This window comes from Bacillus sp. M5A3_1b, from assembly GCF_053345335.1.
This window is the reverse complement of record NZ_JBKEZY010000001.1, coordinates 482,214-498,725: the sequence shown is the minus strand read 5'-3', so window position 1 is coordinate 498,725 and position 16,512 is coordinate 482,214. Positions and strand designations below refer to the sequence as shown.

The window sequence follows — 16,512 nt, the reverse complement described above, 5'->3', positions numbered from 1 at the left end:
ATTTTTTTACATGATTTCAGTAAACGATTTTCGTACAGGTTTAACAATTTCAGTGGACAATGCCCTTTGGCAAGTAATGGATTTCCAACACGTAAAGCCAGGTAAAGGTGCTGCATTCGTTCGCTCTAAACTACGTAACCTTCGCACAGGATCTGTTCAAGAGAAAACATTCCGTGCAGGTGAAAAAGTAGAAAAAGCACACATCGAAAACCGTCGTATGCAATACTTATACGCGAGCGGTGAGTCTCACGTATTTATGGATAACGGAACTTACGAGCAAATCGAACTTGGTGAAAACCAAATCGAGCGCGAACTTAAATTCCTAAAAGAAAACATGGAAGTATCTATTATGACATATCAAGATGAAGTACTTGGTGTTGAACTTCCGAACACAGTTGAATTAAAAGTGTCAGAAACAGAGCCTGGTATTAAAGGCGATACAGCTTCTAACGTAACAAAACCAGCTACATTAGAAACTGGTCTTGTTGTACAAGTACCAATCTTCATTAACGAAGGCGAAATGCTTATCATCAACACTGGTGAAGGTAAATACGTTTCTCGTGCATAGTAGAAAAGCACTCGTGATCATCACGAGTGCTTTTTTTATAGGAAATAGGGTAGATAGTAAATAGCAGTGATAATAAAACTAACTAAAACAAGTGAAAGAGTACCCGCAATATATGGAGTGAAAACAATTTGAAATGGTTTTATTTCGCCAGTCTCAACGCCAGTCAGTGTTTTACTTATTGCGTGATCCGTAATGTTGTTTCTATGAGTATCCATAATAATTAACCACGTAATTGCAAATATCGCTAAACTACCAAGGAAAAAGGTCTCCATAAATGACCAACCGACCAATTTTGAAAAAAGATAAATAAGAGCCAATTCTACTACGACTGTTAAACTAATTTTTACTACCTTCATATTTTTCCTTCTCCTTTTGTAGGTCTAGCCAATTTAGAAATTTTTCACGTGACACGACATGTAGTACACAAGAAGATTTTACTTCATTCTCTAAGGCAGAATGTTCACCAGGGAATCTATCTTCCACATGCAATGAAATATAAGGCAGTTTTTCTTGTGCTTTTAACGAACGGACATTATTCGTTTTAGCTCCAGCAAATACGTAGGAAAGTTGTAAGTCCAAAAAAGCAATTTTAAAGATTTCTTTTTTAGCAGCCTCATTATATCCTTTTCCCCAGTATGGATAGCCGAGCCAACTACCAATGTGAGATTGTTTCTTCTCATAATTAATATGTTTAAGTGTGGTGAGACCAATTATTTCGTTTTCTTCATTTACAATCATTCTCGATAAAGACCTCTTTTGGCGCTCTTCTTCTATTGCGAAAAGAAGAAATGCTTTCGTGTCTTCGATCTTTTCTACTTTTATTCCTAATGCATTTTTTACGTGTGGATCACTTGATAGCTTGAAAATCACATTTACATAGCGTAAATCGAGTGGTACTAAAGTAACGTGTTGCATCGTCTATATCCCTTTTAAATTAAATATACCATGAAATAATAGGAATATTCAGATTTAATAAAAGTGTTAGAGAAAAGTTATGTTTTTAATTCTGAAATAGACAACCCCTGCATATGGTTGTACAAATATATTCTTTTTTGGAATGTAGCAATAGTAACCGTTATGGGAGAAGGTGGGAGAATGAAACAGTGGCTAGCGGCAATGGAAACATCCGTGCTTGTAATGGGGTTACTTCGGTTGTTTTCAGGTAGCGCGGAAATATTCGCCGCTTTGCTTATGCTTTATGTGAATGATGCGAAGAAAGCATTGTTTATAAATGGTATGTTGGCGTTTGTTGGACCGACCGTATTAATTTTAACAATGACAATAGGCATAGCGAGTGTGGCAAGTGAGATTTCTTTCTTGAAACTCTTTTTTCTAGCGCTTGGAATTGGCTGCATTTTTATCGCGTTGTTGAAATAGTAAGTCGAGTATAGTGGGGAGAAGCTGATGAAAGAAGTATTAGAAGTTTTACCGAAAACGATGAAGCAGCTAGTGGAAAGTTGTAAGTGGTGCGATGCTCTAGAGGAAATTCGTGTTCGAATTGGAAGACCGCTAGAGTGTATTGCTCATGGCGAAGTGTTTTTTTATGACTATGTCGTTACAGCAGAGGATGCCATTTACTTATTGAATAAGTTAAGTCAATTCTCAATTTATACGATGGAAGAGGAATTAAAACGTGGGTATGTGACACTTCGAGGAGGACATAGAATCGGCTTAGCTGGAAAAGTCATTACAGAAAAAAGCGCAGTGAAAATGATTCGAGATGTCTCTTCCTTTAATATTCGTATTGCTCGTCAAAAAATAGGAATTGCTGAACCACTTTTGCCGTATTTGTATGAGTCAAGATGGTTAAACACGATGGTAATTGGCCCGCCGCAAACGGGAAAAACAACACTTTTAAGAGATGTAGCACGTTGTATGAGTCAAGGTGTAAGTGCTTCGAAAATTCCTTCTTGTAAAGTGGGGATTGTTGATGAGCGGTCAGAAATTGCAGGCTGCGTGAAAGGTATTCCGCAATATGACTTTGGAGCGCGAGTAGATGTGTTAGACGCATGTCCAAAAGCTGAAGGAATGATGATGATGATTCGTTCTATGAGTCCAGATGTTTTGATTGTAGATGAAATTGGGCGTAAAGAAGATAGTGAAGCAATTATGGAGGCGGTGCATGCAGGGGTTCAGCTTTTTATAAGCGCACATGGATTTTCTTATGATGATGTTGTGAAACGTCCATCACTAAAAGCGGTGCTGGAGCTCGGTATATTTGATAGGTTTGTGGAGCTATCAAAAGCAAGAGGACCAGGAACAGTTATGCAAGTGAAAGATAAATATGGAAAATCGGTATTACCTCATAGAAAGGCTGAGGGCGTATGGTAAAAATATTTGGTGCAGTGTTAATCGTTGCGGTCAGCACCTTTTTCGGGTTTTCATACGCTAAAAGATACAGTGAGAGACCAAGGCAACTTAGATTATTAAAAGCGGCACTTCAATCATTAGAGGCAGAAATTATGTATGGGCATACACCTTTATCTGAAGCCGCTGAGCGATTAGTGAAACAAATGCCGAAGCCGTTAAATTGGATATTTCAAAGTTTCGCTAGAAGGCTAGAAAGTGGAGACCAAACAGTAAGAGAAGCTTGGATAGATAGTTTGAAAGAAAATTGGAAGCTAACAGCATTTCAACAAACTGAGTACGAGATTTTGCAGCAATTTGGCGAAACGCTCGGACAGCATGATCGTGAATCACAACAAAAACATATTCGCTTATGCATTACACATTTAGAGAGAGAAGAAGAAGAAGCGAAAGCATTACAACTGCAATACGAAAAAATGATCAAGAGCTTAGGGGTACTAGCGGGGCTACTTATCGTAATTTTACTGCTATAGGAGGGAGAAAGGCGATGTCCATTGATGTTGGATTAATATTTCAAATCGCCGGAATCGGCATTGTTTTAGCTTTTATTCATACCGTACTAAAAGAATTAAAGCGAGAGGATATTGCAAATTGGGTTATCCTTGTCGGTTTTGTCGTTATTTTATTTCATGTGGCATTTTTAATTAATACGCTATTCGACAAGATTAAGAGTGTCTTTCTCTTCCAGTAAAGGAGGCGGTTCGAATCGAAATTATACAAATTGTCGGATTAGGCCTCGTTGCTACGTTTTTAGCAGCTGTATTGAATCAGCATAAATCTAGCATTACGTCGTTATTTATTGTGTTCGTAGGTAGCGTGATGTTTCTTCTTTTAATTGATCAAATTCACTCTATTTTACAAATGATTGAGAGAGTAGCGAGTGAAGCGAAAGTTAGCAACGTATATGTAGAAACGTTGCTAAAAATTATTGGGATTGCTTATATTGCTGAGTTTGGAGCGCAAATTACAAAAGATGCAGGGCAGGGGGCAATCGCTTCGAAAATTGAATTAGCTGGAAAAATCCTAATTCTAGTAATGGCGATTCCGATTTTGACGGTTGTCATTGAAACTATTCTCGGATTTTTACCGACGGGATAAGGGGGAGTGAATGTTGAGGGGGTTTGGAGCTAAGCTGCTATTTGCTTGCTTCCTTTTCTTTTCTTTACCGGTTGTTGTACAAGCTTCTCCTGTAGAAACAAACGTCGTTGATCAACAATTGGATAAGCTCGGAATTGAAGATGTGAAGCAATTTTGGGACGGGCTTGTTACAAAATATGGAGGTTATTTACCAGAGAGTCAAAAAGGTAGCTTTATGGAGTTTGTAAAGGGAGAAAAAGAAATTTCTGTAAAAGAGTGGATGCTAGGTTTATTAAAGTATTTATTTCACGAGCTTGTTGCAAATGGGAAGCTGCTTGGAACGCTCATTATGCTTACAATTTTTAGTGCATTGTTGCAATCACTGCAATCTGCATTTTCAAAGAGTAGTGTAAGTAAAATTGCCGATGCTGTTGTATATATGGTACTGATTATTTTCGCATTAAATAGTTTTTATGTCGTCATGACATATGCAAGAGAAACGATACAAACAATGGTAGATTTCATATTAGCGCTATTGCCAATCTTGCTTGCACTCATAGCAACTGGAGGTGGTGTTGTATCTGTATCGTTTTTTCATCCGATTATCATTTTCTTAATGAACACGAGCGGGCTTTTGATGAATTATATCGTTCTACCACTTTTATTACTTGCAACGATATTAAGTATTGTAAGTACGATGAGTGATCAATATAAAGTTACGAAATTGTCCAAGCTTCTGCAAAACGTTAGCGTTGGGATTATCGGTATTTTTTTAACGATTTTTTTAGGGGTATTATCTGTACAAGGAACAGCGACAGCTGTTGCTGATGGAATCGCTGTGAAAACTGCTAAATTTGTAACAGGGAACTTTATTCCCGTAGTAGGAAGAATGTTTACAGAGGCGGCGGATACCGTTATTAGTGCATCGGGATTATTAAAAAACACAGTCGGAATTATTGGGCTCGTCATTCTATGCTTAATTGTTGCTTTTCCAGCGATTCAAATTTTTTGTATCGCGTTTATTTATAAATTTGCAGCAGCAGTATTACAGCCAGTTGGCAGCGGAGCAATTATTCAATGTTTAGATATTATCGGGCGAAGCATTATTTATGTATTTGCTTGCTTAGCTATCGTATCATTTATGTTCTTTTTAAGTATCACAATTATTATTGCTGCGGGGAACATTACACTTATGATGCGGTAGGAGGTGAAGGGTATGCAATTTGTTACAGAGTGGATTAGAAATATTATCGTTTTTTTACTCTTAGCGACAATGCTGCATCTTATTCTTCCAAATTCTAATTTGCAAAAGTACGTCAAATTCGTTGTAAGTCTATTATTAGTTGTTTTAATCTTAACGCCTCTTTTTAAACTATTGCAAACAGATGTGAATGAAGTAATCGCAAATTTTAATGAAGAGAAGTATGTAGCAGAAGGATCTGTAAAAAATTCAATAGATTCGAAGAAAAAAGAAATACAAGCTCTAACACGTGCATATAGTTTAGAAGAGATGGCTACCAAAATGAAAAAAGAAGTAGGAAAAGAATTCGAGAAAAAGTATGGTATGACAGTCTCTGAAATACAAATAGTCGCAGCGGAAAGTACAGCGGAAGTAAAGTCAGCGAAAGATATTCAAACTGTTGTTGTGACGCTGAAAGAAAAAGAACGTAGTAAAAATGATGCAATCGAAACAGTAAAACCAGTTGAAATTAACACGAAAGAACCACCGAAAAAAGTAGAAGAAACGAATGTGGAAATGAAAGACTTCTTTTCAAGCAGGTGGCAACTAGAGAATAAACAAATCCAAGTTCAAATGGAAGGGAGGACAGGTAGAGTAAATGGACAATAAAGATAAAAATTCGAAGTTCTCATTTTTTCGAAACTTATTGAATGGGGATGAAAAAGAAAGCAATGAGAAGGGAAAAAAGGTAACACCTAAGTTTTTACTTGTCCTACTCATACTTGGGATTTTGCTTATGTTTTCTAGTAATTTCTTTTCAGGAAAAAAAGAAGAAGTACCTGTATTTAAAGAACAAAAAACGCAAAACCAAGAAAAAGACGTACCAACTTTTGGACAAAAAAATAACGATAATATGTCAAATGTAGAAAAATATGAAAAAGCGTATGAACAAGAATTAAAAGCAGCCTTAGAAGAAATAGCGGGAGTAAAAGATGTAACGATTAAAGTGAATTTAGATTCATCAGAAGAAAAAATATTAGAAAAAAATACAGTGAAACGTTCACAAACAACAGGTGAAACAGATAAGACAGGTGGTAAGAGGGAAGTAGAAGATGAGTCCCTTGATGAAAAGACAGTTATTATACGTGAAGGTGATAAAGAAACTCCCGTTGTTTTGCGAACAGAGAAACCGAAAGTGCGAGGTGTCCTTGTCGTAGCAAAGGGAGTGGATAATATACAAGTTAAAGCGATGGTAAAAGAAGCTGTAATACGGCTGCTAGATGTACCAGCTCATCGTGTTTCAGTTTCGCCGAAAAATTGATAGGGAGGAAATCAAGTGTTAAAAAAACAAACGGTTTGGCTATTAACGATGTTAAGTTTAGTTGTTGTACTATCTGTTTATTACGTAACAACTCCTGACAAAATGAATACTGCATCGCCGGCAACAGGTGAAAAGATTGGACAAGAAAAACAAGGTACTGATAAAGCGGTAACAAACGAAGCACCGAAAGAAACGCCAAAAAAAGAAACTACAAGCAAAGAAACATCAAATAAAGAAACAGACAAAAAAGAGAGTGCTCAAAAAGAAACAAGTAAAAAAGATGCTAACGTAACAGTTCAATCAAGTGATGAAAATTTCACAGCGTTACGTATGCAAATGGAAGATCAGCTGAGTGAACAAAAATCAAGATTACAAGAAGTGATGAATTCAGCAAAATCTTCAGCAACAGAAAAGAGTAAAGCGAAAGATAATTTTGATGCAATTACTACAATGGAAACGAAGCAAGAATTACTTGAGACAGTGATTAAGTCTCAAGGAGGATATAAAGATGCCCTTGTAAGAGCTGATGGAACTGACATTAAAGTAACTGTGAAAGCAGCAAAGCATTCACAAAAAGAAGCGAATAAAATTATACAGCTTGTAAGAAGTGAAGGCGGATCAAAAGATGTAGGTGTGAAATTTGATCCACCAACAAAATAAAAACTAATAATCCGCGGGGGAATCCCTCGCGGATTATTAGTTTTTACGAATCGGGTTGTTTGAAAATAGTTATAGAAAAAAAGCTATCATTTTCGATAGCTTTTTTCTGTTTCGTCTTTGTAGTTGTTTTTATTATGTTCAACTCGGAACGGAGAAATACGTTGTGAGTAAAAGATTAGCGGTTCATGGTAATGATGATTACTTTTTCCGGATTTGACGTGGATGAAGAGAACGAATGCCCAGACCATTACGGCAGGTAAGAAGAGAATGAGCCATATCATATGTCCACACCTCGATACGATATATTTTCTACACTTTGAACATACTATTCTTATATGAAGGAATGATGAACGGTGTGTAAACAAAAAATAATATTTGGTAAAAATATGTTGTTGACTATAGATGAGGTGAAGAGTGGAGCGGTAATGATTTGTTTATTGTGTAGCATTGTGAAAAAAGTAAGGAATGTTTTTTTAGAAGTGGTCTTGCCAATTTTGTGTGAAACTTGGTATTATTACTAGGTAATAAATTTTTATTGGAATAATATTTTTACAGGAGTTTCGATTTATTATAAAGAAATATAAATTGGAATGTTTAAAAAATTTATCGTAAGATGGAAATAGCAATTATTTCTATTAGTAAATGAAATGCATTTTCTAATAGAGTACATCGTATTTTTACAGTCAATCTAGTTTTAGTGACGATAATCTGTAAAAACGGGACAAACAAGAGTATGGGAGTGGATTTTACATGTTTAAAATTCAAGAAGTTCGTGAATTAATTAAATTAATTGATAGCTCTAATATTGATGAATTTGAATACAAAAAAGATGGTACGACAATCAAAATGAAAAAGCGTGGTAATGAAGTTGTTGCGGTGCAAGCACCTGTAGCAAAACAAGTCGTGCAACCAGTAGCACCTGTTGAAGTTGAAACAACAGTAGCGGCAGCACAAGTGGAAGTACCAAAACAAGAAGAGCAAAAAGTGGTTCAAAATGAAAACCTACATAAAATTACATCACCGATGGTAGGTACATTCTATTCTTCATCTTCGCCTGATACACCTGCATATGTAAGTGTAGGAGACAGAGTATCAAAAGATTCTATCGTATGCATTGTTGAGGCTATGAAGTTATTTAACGAAATCGATGCAGATGTAGATGGTGAAATTGTTGAGATTCTTGTTAATAATGGACAGCTTGTTGAGTATGGACAACCGCTATTTCTTGTAAAAGCGTAATAAGGGAGTCTTTGTGATGATAAAAAAAGTATTAATAGCCAATCGTGGGGAAATTGCTGTACGAATTATTCGTGCTTGTAAAGAAATGGATATTGAAACAGTCGCAATTTATTCAGAAGCAGATAAAGAGTCACTTCACGTACAAATTGCTGATGAGGCGTATTGTGTAGGACCAACGATTTCGAAAGAAAGCTATTTAAATTTGACGAACATTATTAGTGTTGCGAAGTTAACAGGCTGCGATGCTATTCATCCAGGATACGGATTTTTAGCAGAGAATGCAGATTTTGCAGAGCTATGCCGTGAATGTAACTTGATTTTTATCGGTCCAAGTCCAGAAGCTATTTCAAAGATGGGCACAAAAGACGTTGCTCGTGATACAATGAAAGAAGCAGGGGTTCCGATTGTACCAGGTTCACAAGGGATTATTAAAAATACCGAAGAAGCGATCGAGCTTGCTAATCAAATTGGATATCCAGTTATTATTAAAGCGACTGCAGGTGGCGGCGGAAAAGGTATTCGTGTTGCACGCCATGAAGAAGAGCTTGTAAAAGGAATTCAAATTACACAGCAAGAAGCTAGTACCGCTTTTGGGAACCCTGGTGTATACTTAGAAAAGTACGTTGAAGATTTCCGCCATGTTGAGATTCAAATAATGGCAGATACACATGGAAATGCCATTCATTTAGGAGAGCGTGATTGTACAATTCAGCGCCGCTTGCAAAAACTACTAGAAGAAAGTCCATCACCTGCACTTGATGAAAATGTTCGCAAGCAGATGGGTGATGCGGCAGTTAAAGCGGCGGTAGCGGTTGATTATACAGGTGCTGGTACGGTTGAGTTTATTTATGAATATAGAACGAAAAGCTTTTATTTCATGGAGATGAATACGAGAATTCAAGTTGAGCATCCAGTTACTGAAATGGTAACAGGGATGGATTTAATTAAAGAACAAATTCGTGTTGCTTCTGGAGAAAAGTTATCGTTACAGCAAGAAGAAGTACAATTTAATGGTTGGGCAATTGAATGCCGAATTAATGCGGAAAACCCTGCCAAAAAATTTATGCCATCCCCAGGTAAAGTAGAAATGTACTTGCCACCAGGCGGATTTGGTATTCGCGTCGATTCAGCTGTATATCCGGGATATTCAATCCCACCTTTCTATGATTCGATGGTTGCTAAATTAATTGTTCACGGAAAAACACGTGAAGAGGCAATTGCAAAAATGAAGCGTGCACTCAGTGAGTTTGTCATTGAAGGCGTACATACGACAATCCCGTTCCATTTGCAATTGCTAGATCATCCTGATTTTGTAAAAGGTGAGTTTAATACGAAGTTTTTGGAAGAGCATGAACTTGTGACGCAGTGATACATTAAAGGAGGTTTTTTTTCATGGCTGAACATATGTTAGATATGGGTCAAGATACAACTCTTGGTAAAGTAGAAATTGCACCAGAAGTAATTGAAGTAATCGCAGGTATTGCAGCTGCTGAAGTAGAAGGTGTAGCGGCAATGCGTGGTAATTTTGCTACAGATGTTGTTGAGAAGTTAGGTAAGAAAAATCATGGTAAAGGTGTAAAGGTTGAATTAGCAAACGAAGATATTATCGTTGACCTTTATGTTGTAATGTATTTTGGCGTAGCAATTCCAGTTGTTGCACAAAAGATTCAAGACAACATTCGCCAGGCACTCTTTACAATGACAGGGCTTGAGCCAAAAGAAGTGAATGTTCACATCGTTGGCGTAACATTCGAAACACAAAAAACAGAAATCGAACCAGTGTAAGAATGAAAAGGTGCCTAGTAACATAGGCACCTTTTTTATCGTTTCATTTCTTCACAAATTAAAACCCTCTAATTATTATACTATTTCAAAAAAAAAGAAATCAAAAAGAAAATGTTTCGTTTTTCCAAAAAACGCACATTGTGATAAGATATGGAACTTGAAGTTAATCTTTTTATTATTTTTCAGCCTTGTAACCCGTGTGTGAAACGATAAATTGTGTTATTATCATTGTATTATAAGGTTGGAAAATCAATGAAAACTGTAAGAGTAAGTGAATTGACGGCTTATAAATTATAATAATATAACAAAGCATAAGGAAAGACTTGAAGCATAAAGGAGAGTTACAATGAAACGTAGGACGGCTAGAGAAAGAGCTATGCAAGCATTATACCAAATGGATATTACAGGTGAATTAGAACCGAAAGTAGCGGTGGAAAACACGCTAGATGAAGGTGAAGAAACAAATGAGTTTCTAGAATCACTTGTAGTAGGTTTTGTAGAAAATAAAGAAGTAATTGATGAAGCGATTCGTCAAAACTTAAAAAAATGGAAGCTGGAGCGTATTAGTATTGTTGATCGCAGTATTTTACGTGTAGCTGTTTATGAAATGAAATACATGGAAGAAATTCCACACAACGTAACAATTAACGAGGCAATTGAAATTGCTAAAACATTTGGGGATGAGGAATCTCGTCGTTTTATTAACGGCGTTTTATCTAATATAAAAGATACACTGTAATTTCTTTAAGGGGGAATCTTAAAATGGTAGCAGTAATCATCAAAGGAAATGAAGTTGCGGAGAAAAAACGAGCACAATTAACAGAAGAAGTTGTGAAGTTGAAAGAGCAAGGGATTGTACCAGGATTAGCAGTTATTCTAGTTGGAGAAGATCCAGCATCTCGTTCTTATGTAAAAGGAAAAGAAAAGGGCTGTGAACAAGTAGGAATCTATTCAGAGCTAATTGAACTTCCTGAAACAATTACTGAGGAGCGTTTGCTTGCTGAAATCGATCGCTTAAATGGCGATGACCGTATTAATGGCATTTTAGTGCAATTACCTTTACCAAAACATATTGAAGAAAAAGCTATCATTGAAAGAATTTCACCAGAAAAAGATGTAGATGGATTTCACCCAATCAGCGTGGGACGTATGATGACGGGACAAGATACATTTCTTCCATGTACACCGCACGGTATTGTAGAATTAGTAAAAGAAACAAATCTTGATATCTCGGGAAAACATGTTGTAGTAATTGGAAGAAGTAATATTGTCGGCAAGCCAGTGGGGCAATTGTTCTTAAATGAAAATGCAACTGTCACATATTGTCATTCTAAAACGCAAAATATGAAAGAGTTAACGAAGTTAGCTGATATTTTAATCGTAGCTGTTGGACGACCTAAAATGGTAACAGCTGATTATATTAAAGAAGGAGCGGTTGTAATCGACGTTGGTGTGAACCGTTTAGAAACAGGTAAACTTTGTGGTGATGTTGATTTTGACAACGTGTTAGATGTTGCAGGTTACATTACACCTGTGCCAAAGGGTGTTGGTCCAATGACGATCACAATGCTTCTTCATAATACTGTTGAATCTGCTAAGCGTGCAGGTGTCGTTTGTAAATAATTTGAGTCGGCTATGAGGAGAGAGAAATGGAAAAACAATATTTAACCGTTACAGCGTTAACACGCTATATAAAAACAAAAATAGAATATGATCCGCATTTGCAGTCTGTTTGGTTAAAAGGTGAAATTTCCAACTTTAAAAATCATAGTCGTGGCCACATGTACTTTACATTGAAAGATGAAAATGCAAGAATCGCAGCGGTTATGTTTGCGGGTCATAATCGTAATATTAAATTCAGACCTGAAAATGGGATGAAGGTACTTGTGAAAGGGAAAATTTCCGTTTACGAGGCGAGTGGTTCTTATCAAATTTATATTCAAGACATGCAGCCTGACGGAGTCGGAAACCTGCATTTAGCTTACGAACAATTAAAGGTTCGTTTAGAGGAAGAAGGTTTGTTTTCTCAAGTTTATAAAAAAACAATTCCTCCTTATGCTAAAACAATAGGTGTGATTACGTCGCCAACAGGGGCAGCGATTCGTGATGTTATAACAACGATTAAACGTCGTTATCCAATTGGAAATGTTATTGTGTTTCCGGTACTTGTACAGGGGGAGTCAGCAGCTCCCTCAATTGTACAAGCGATTCGTACAGCGAATGAAATGGGAGAGATAGATGTCCTAATCGTTGGGCGAGGGGGAGGCTCTATTGAAGAGTTATGGGCTTTCAATGAAGAAATGGTAGCAAGGGCAATCTTTAAGAGTGAGATCCCTATTATTTCGGCAGTAGGCCATGAAACGGACTTTACAATTGCGGATTTTGTTGCCGATTTACGTGCGCCAACACCGACTGCAGCAGCTGAGCTGGCAGCGCCTAACATTATAGAGTTACAAGAAAAGGTATTACAAAGAACTCTAAGATTGCAAAGAGCAATGAGAGAGTTAGTACATAAAAAAGAAGAAAAACTACAAGTATTGCAAAAATCTTATGCGTTCCGTTATCCAAGGCAAGTATATGAGCAAAAAGAAGAGCAATTAGATAGAGCGTTAGAACAGCTTGTTTTAGCGAAAGAGCGCTATATTGATAAAAAGGTAAATCAGTTAAAACAGCTTTCATTTTATTTAGAGAAGCACCACCCAGCTCAAAAAATTATGCAAACGAAGGTAGCGGTTGAAACATTGCAAAAGCAATTGCAACGTGAAATGCAAACATTACTTCAAACGAAAGAATTTGCCTTTGTAAGAGCTGCTCAAAAACTTGAAGCGTTAAGTCCGCTTAAAGTAATGATGAGAGGGTACGGGCTTGTATATGATGAAGAGAAGCAAGTGTTAAAAAGTGTGAAAGATGTCAGCCTTGGAGATGCTGTTTCAGTTCAATTACAAGATGGAATACTAGATTGTAGCGTATCAGGCATAGAGGAGCGTGAATTGAATAATGGAAAATAAATTAAGCTTTGAAGAGGCAATTTCGCAACTTGAGCACCTCGTTTCTAAGCTAGAGCAAGGTGACGTACCTTTAGAAGAAGCAATTTCTTATTTTAAAGAGGGTATGGAATTATCTAAGCTTTGTGATGAGAAGTTGAAGAACGTACAAGAACAAATGGCAGTTATTCTTGGGGAAGATGGAGAGCTTGAACCGTTTACTGCTTTAGGAGATGAAGCATAGTGACTATTGCTTTTGATACTTTTTTGAAAGAAAGTAAAACTTTCGTAGAAGAGAAGCTTGTAAGCTATGCAAATGAATTACAATGTCCAAATGTACTTCGTGAAGCGATGGCATATTCTTTGGAAGCGGGTGGAAAGCGTCTCCGCCCGTTACTTTTATTTGCGACATTACAAGCGTTTGGTAAAGAAAGAAATCTTGGAATAGGTGCAGCTTGTGCTCTTGAAATGATACATACATACTCGTTAGTTCATGATGATTTACCTTGTATGGATGATGATGATTTAAGAAGAGGTAAGCCCACAAATCATAAAGTATTTGGTGAAGCGATGGCAGTTTTAGCAGGCGATGGTTTGTTGACGTATGCTTTTCAAGTTATTATGGCATATGAACAAAAGGAAATCTCTGCTGAAAAAAAAGTAAGACTTGTACTTGAGCTTGCAAAAGCGGCAGGACCAGAAGGAATGGTTGGCGGACAAGTGGCAGATATGGAAGCTGAAGGGAACCAGCTTACGATTGATGAGTTGGAGTATATTCATAAGCATAAGACTGGGAAACTACTTGAATTTGCTGTACTTGCAGGATCGATACTTTCTGATGCCACAGAAGAACAAGAAGAAAAGTTACTTGCATTTGCAAAATATATCGGCCTAGCTTTCCAAATTCGAGATGATATTTTAGATGTGGAAGGAACCGAAGAAGAGATTGGAAAACCGATTGGTAGTGATGTTTCCAACGAAAAGAGCACATATACGACGTTATTTACTGTAGATAGAGCAAAGGATATTTTAGAAGAAACAATTGCAAAAGCAAAAGGTGCTATTGGTTCCTTGCAATTACAAGATGAATATTTACTATCTATTTGCGATTTGATTGCAAAACGTAATAACTAATATAACAGCGTTTCCATTTGTTGAGTCATTCATCATTTTATGATATAAATGTAGGAAAAGGTTTTTCTTTTCTTGTTATTGGCAAAAATATATGTAGATTACATTGCCGTTATCACTTCGTGTTAGCGGCTATTTTTTTCATCGCCTAAAGAAATATGGTTTATAATAGGATTAGGGCGCAATAGACTGGTTAATTGCAGGACAAGGTGAAAAATAAAAAAAGATAATTTCTTGTTTTGTGTAAATGTTTTTTATAATATTTGACATGTTGACAGATTATGAAATGAAAGTGAGTGATCCATGTGGATCTAACGCAAATTCAAAACCCTAGTTTTTTGAAAGATATGTCTATCGGTGAACTAGAGGGATTGAGTGAGGATATTCGTAAGTTTTTAATTGAAGAGCTCTCTCAAACAGGTGGACATATTGCACCTAATTTAGGTGTAGTAGAACTCACAATTGCTCTGCATAAATTATTTGATAGTCCGAAAGATAAATTTTTATGGGACGTAGGACATCAATCCTATGTACATAAAATTTTAACAGGACGTGCAAAGGAATTCGGTACATTAAGGCAATATCAAGGTCTATGTGGTTTCCCAAAACGTTGCGAGAGTGAGCATGATGTATGGGAAACTGGCCATAGTTCGACATCATTATCTGCTGCAATGGGAATGGCTCTAGCACGTGATTTAAAGAAAACGAAAGAATATGTTATACCAATCATTGGAGATGGTGCTCTAACCGGCGGAATGGCTTTAGAGGCATTGAACCATATTGGACATGAAAAAACAGACATGATTGTTATTTTGAATGATAATGAAATGTCAATTGCACCAAACGTTGGTGCGCTTCATAATGTACTGGGACGTCTACGTACCGCAGGGAAATACCATTGGGTAAAAGATGAACTAGAGTATATATTAAAGAAAATCCCAGCAGTCGGTGGGAAAGTTGCTGCGACAGCAGAGAAAATAAAAGATAGTCTTAAATATTTACTAGTATCCGGTGTCTTTTTCGAAGAATTAGGCTTTACATATTTAGGTCCAGTTGATGGGCACGATTATGAAAAGTTATTCGAAACGTTGCAATATGCAAAGAAAACAAAAGGCCCAGTGCTTGTTCATGTTATTACGAAAAAAGGAAAAGGTTTTAAACCAGCTGAGAGTGATGTTATTGGAACTTGGCATGGAACAGGACCTTATAAAATTGAATCAGGTGACTTCGTTAAACCGAAAGAAGTTGCACCAGCATGGAGTGCTGTTGTTAGTGATACAGTACTTAAGCTAGCGAGAACGGATGAGCGTATCGTTGCAATTACACCTGCAATGCCTGTTGGATCGAAACTTGAGAAATTCCAAAAAGAATTCCCGGATCGTATGATTGATGTAGGTATTGCAGAACAGCATGCTACAACAATGGCGGCGGGTATGGCAACGCAAGGAATGAAGCCATTCTTAGCGATTTATTCAACATTTTTACAAAGAGCATATGATCAAGTTGTTCATGATATATGCCGCCAAAATTTAAATGTCTTCATCGGAATCGATCGCTCTGGTTTAGTAGGAGCAGATGGTGAAACGCATCAAGGTGTATTTGACATCTCATTCTTACGTCATTTGCCGAATATGGTACTTATGATGCCGAAAGATGAAAATGAAGGGCAACATTTAGTATATACGGCGATGCAATATGAAGATGGACCAATCGCATTACGTTATGCGCGCGGTAATGGACTTGGTGTTCATATGGATGAAGAATTAAAGGCGATTCCAATCGGTACTTGGGAAACGTTAAAAGAAGGTACACAAGCGGCTATTTTAACATTTGGTACGACAATACCAATGGCAATGGAAGCAGCTGAGCGTCTTGAAAAGGCTGGAGTTTCAGTGAAAGTAGTGAATGCTCGCTTTATTAAACCGATGGATGAAGCATATTTACATGATCTCTTAGGGAAAAATATACCGATTTTAACGATTGAAGAAGCTTGCTTAATTGGTGGTTTTGGAACGGGAGTAGTTGAATTTGCGTCTGAGAACGGGTACCATAGTGCGTTAATTGAACGAATGGGTATTCCAGACCGTTTCATAGAGCACGGTAGTGTAACAAAATTATTAGAAGAAATTGGTTTAACGACAGATGCTGTTGTAGACCGTATTCATACAATGATTCCATCAAAACAAAAAAGGGCGTAACA

The 16,512-nt window shown here is 36.9% G+C and carries 22 protein-coding genes; 19 read left to right on the top strand and 3 right to left on the bottom strand.

Translation table 11 applies throughout. The features are described 5' to 3' along the window. Positions 1–10: 10 nt before the first annotated feature. Positions 11–568: an elongation factor P gene (gene efp / locus ACLBWW_RS02590; RefSeq protein ID WP_000626521.1), complete on the top strand. Its 558-nt coding sequence runs from the start codon at positions 11–13 to the stop codon at positions 566–568. Between the two features lie 35 nt (positions 569–603). Here efp and ACLBWW_RS02585 read toward each other — a convergent pair whose 3' ends face one another. Next, positions 604–924 (bottom strand): hypothetical protein, encoded by a 321-nt coding sequence (locus tag ACLBWW_RS02585; protein WP_098124035.1) that lies wholly within the window; start codon positions 922–924, stop codon positions 604–606. Next, positions 905–1,483: a GNAT family N-acetyltransferase gene (locus ACLBWW_RS02580; RefSeq protein WP_098068054.1), complete on the bottom strand. Its 579-nt coding sequence runs from the start codon at positions 1,481–1,483 to the stop codon at positions 905–907. The genes ACLBWW_RS02585 and ACLBWW_RS02580 overlap by 20 nt, the downstream gene beginning before the upstream one ends. A 180-nt stretch (positions 1,484–1,663) precedes the next feature. On the opposite strand from ACLBWW_RS02580, the gene ACLBWW_RS02575 reads away from it, so the two are divergent. From ACLBWW_RS02575 to ACLBWW_RS02535, 9 genes are read left to right on the top strand one after another with little or no spacing between them, the layout of a single operon-like run. Then, the gene (locus tag ACLBWW_RS02575; RefSeq protein ID WP_000816054.1) at positions 1,664–1,945 is read left to right on the top strand and encodes a YqhV family protein; all 282 of its coding nucleotides are present in this window, start codon (positions 1,664–1,666) and stop codon (positions 1,943–1,945) included. A gap of 27 nt (positions 1,946–1,972) precedes the next feature. Then, positions 1,973–2,899 carry a stage III sporulation protein AA gene (gene spoIIIAA / locus ACLBWW_RS02570; protein WP_048546394.1) on the top strand — a complete coding sequence of 309 codons (927 nt, stop codon included), beginning with the start codon at positions 1,973–1,975 and terminating at the stop codon, positions 2,897–2,899. Then, complete coding sequence (gene spoIIIAB, locus ACLBWW_RS02565; protein ID WP_000238694.1) at positions 2,893–3,408, top strand: stage III sporulation protein SpoIIIAB; 516 nt, start codon at positions 2,893–2,895, stop codon at positions 3,406–3,408. The genes spoIIIAA and spoIIIAB overlap by 7 nt, the downstream gene beginning before the upstream one ends. Positions 3,409–3,422: 14 nt before the next feature. Then, the gene (gene spoIIIAC / locus ACLBWW_RS02560) at positions 3,423–3,626 is read left to right on the top strand and encodes a stage III sporulation protein AC (protein WP_000020914.1); all 204 of its coding nucleotides are present in this window, start codon (positions 3,423–3,425) and stop codon (positions 3,624–3,626) included. A gap of 23 nt (positions 3,627–3,649) precedes the next feature. Continuing rightward, the gene (gene spoIIIAD, locus ACLBWW_RS02555; protein WP_079998460.1) at positions 3,650–4,033 is read left to right on the top strand and encodes a stage III sporulation protein AD; all 384 of its coding nucleotides are present in this window, start codon (positions 3,650–3,652) and stop codon (positions 4,031–4,033) included. Between the two features lie 10 nt (positions 4,034–4,043). Next, on the top strand, positions 4,044–5,216 hold the full coding sequence (gene spoIIIAE / locus ACLBWW_RS02550; RefSeq protein ID WP_048546392.1) for a stage III sporulation protein AE: 1,173 nt from the start codon (positions 4,044–4,046) through the stop codon (positions 5,214–5,216). Positions 5,217–5,228: 12 nt separating this feature from the next. Beyond that, a complete protein-coding gene (gene spoIIIAF / locus ACLBWW_RS02545) occupies positions 5,229–5,861 on the top strand; it encodes a stage III sporulation protein AF (RefSeq protein WP_001161039.1) in 633 nt (210 codons plus the stop codon). Next, complete coding sequence (gene spoIIIAG / locus ACLBWW_RS02540; RefSeq protein WP_048546389.1) at positions 5,851–6,513, top strand: stage III sporulation protein AG; 663 nt, start codon at positions 5,851–5,853, stop codon at positions 6,511–6,513. The genes spoIIIAF and spoIIIAG overlap by 11 nt, the downstream gene beginning before the upstream one ends. A gap of 15 nt (positions 6,514–6,528) precedes the next feature. Next, positions 6,529–7,173 carry a SpoIIIAH-like family protein gene (locus tag ACLBWW_RS02535; RefSeq protein ID WP_048546387.1) on the top strand — a complete coding sequence of 215 codons (645 nt, stop codon included), beginning with the start codon at positions 6,529–6,531 and terminating at the stop codon, positions 7,171–7,173. Positions 7,174–7,259: 86 nt separating this feature from the next. Here the strand turns inward: ACLBWW_RS02535 and ACLBWW_RS02530 are convergent, their stop codons facing one another. Continuing rightward, positions 7,260–7,454, bottom strand: coding sequence for a hypothetical protein (locus tag ACLBWW_RS02530; RefSeq protein ID WP_002107729.1), 195 nt, complete (start codon positions 7,452–7,454; stop codon positions 7,260–7,262). 469 nt (positions 7,455–7,923) lie between these two features. Between ACLBWW_RS02530 and accB the strand changes: the two genes are divergently transcribed. The 9 genes from accB (at position 7,924) to dxs (ending at position 16,510) form a co-directional block, all read left to right on the top strand. After that, positions 7,924–8,412 carry an acetyl-CoA carboxylase biotin carboxyl carrier protein gene (gene accB / locus ACLBWW_RS02525; protein WP_000472875.1) on the top strand — a complete coding sequence of 163 codons (489 nt, stop codon included), beginning with the start codon at positions 7,924–7,926 and terminating at the stop codon, positions 8,410–8,412. 16 nt (positions 8,413–8,428) lie between these two features. After that, the gene (gene accC, locus ACLBWW_RS02520; protein ID WP_000592872.1) at positions 8,429–9,781 is read left to right on the top strand and encodes an acetyl-CoA carboxylase biotin carboxylase subunit; all 1,353 of its coding nucleotides are present in this window, start codon (positions 8,429–8,431) and stop codon (positions 9,779–9,781) included. Positions 9,782–9,804: 23 nt separating this feature from the next. Continuing rightward, positions 9,805–10,197 (top strand): Asp23/Gls24 family envelope stress response protein, encoded by a 393-nt coding sequence (locus ACLBWW_RS02515; protein ID WP_000807630.1) that lies wholly within the window; start codon positions 9,805–9,807, stop codon positions 10,195–10,197. Between the two features lie 346 nt (positions 10,198–10,543). After that, positions 10,544–10,936, top strand: coding sequence for a N utilization substance protein NusB (gene nusB / locus ACLBWW_RS02510; RefSeq protein ID WP_000830249.1), 393 nt, complete (start codon positions 10,544–10,546; stop codon positions 10,934–10,936). Positions 10,937–10,959: 23 nt separating this feature from the next. After that, positions 10,960–11,820 (top strand): bifunctional methylenetetrahydrofolate dehydrogenase/methenyltetrahydrofolate cyclohydrolase FolD, encoded by an 861-nt coding sequence (gene folD / locus ACLBWW_RS02505; protein ID WP_000226735.1) that lies wholly within the window; start codon positions 10,960–10,962, stop codon positions 11,818–11,820. Between the two features lie 26 nt (positions 11,821–11,846). After that, entirely contained in the window at positions 11,847–13,205 is a 1,359-nt protein-coding gene (xseA, locus tag ACLBWW_RS02500; RefSeq protein ID WP_000415269.1) for an exodeoxyribonuclease VII large subunit, read from the top strand. Beyond that, positions 13,195–13,425, top strand: a complete 231-nt coding sequence (xseB, locus tag ACLBWW_RS02495) for an exodeoxyribonuclease VII small subunit (RefSeq protein WP_000428423.1) — start codon at positions 13,195–13,197, stop codon at positions 13,423–13,425. Before xseA ends, xseB begins: the two co-directional genes overlap by 11 nt. Beyond that, complete coding sequence (gene ispA, locus ACLBWW_RS02490; protein WP_048546384.1) at positions 13,425–14,315, top strand: (2E,6E)-farnesyl diphosphate synthase; 891 nt, start codon at positions 13,425–13,427, stop codon at positions 14,313–14,315. The genes xseB and ispA overlap by 1 nt, the downstream gene beginning before the upstream one ends. A 302-nt stretch (positions 14,316–14,617) precedes the next feature. Beyond that, positions 14,618–16,510 (top strand): 1-deoxy-D-xylulose-5-phosphate synthase, encoded by a 1,893-nt coding sequence (dxs, locus tag ACLBWW_RS02485; RefSeq protein ID WP_000366437.1) that lies wholly within the window; start codon positions 14,618–14,620, stop codon positions 16,508–16,510. The last annotated feature ends 2 nt before the right edge of the window (positions 16,511–16,512 follow it).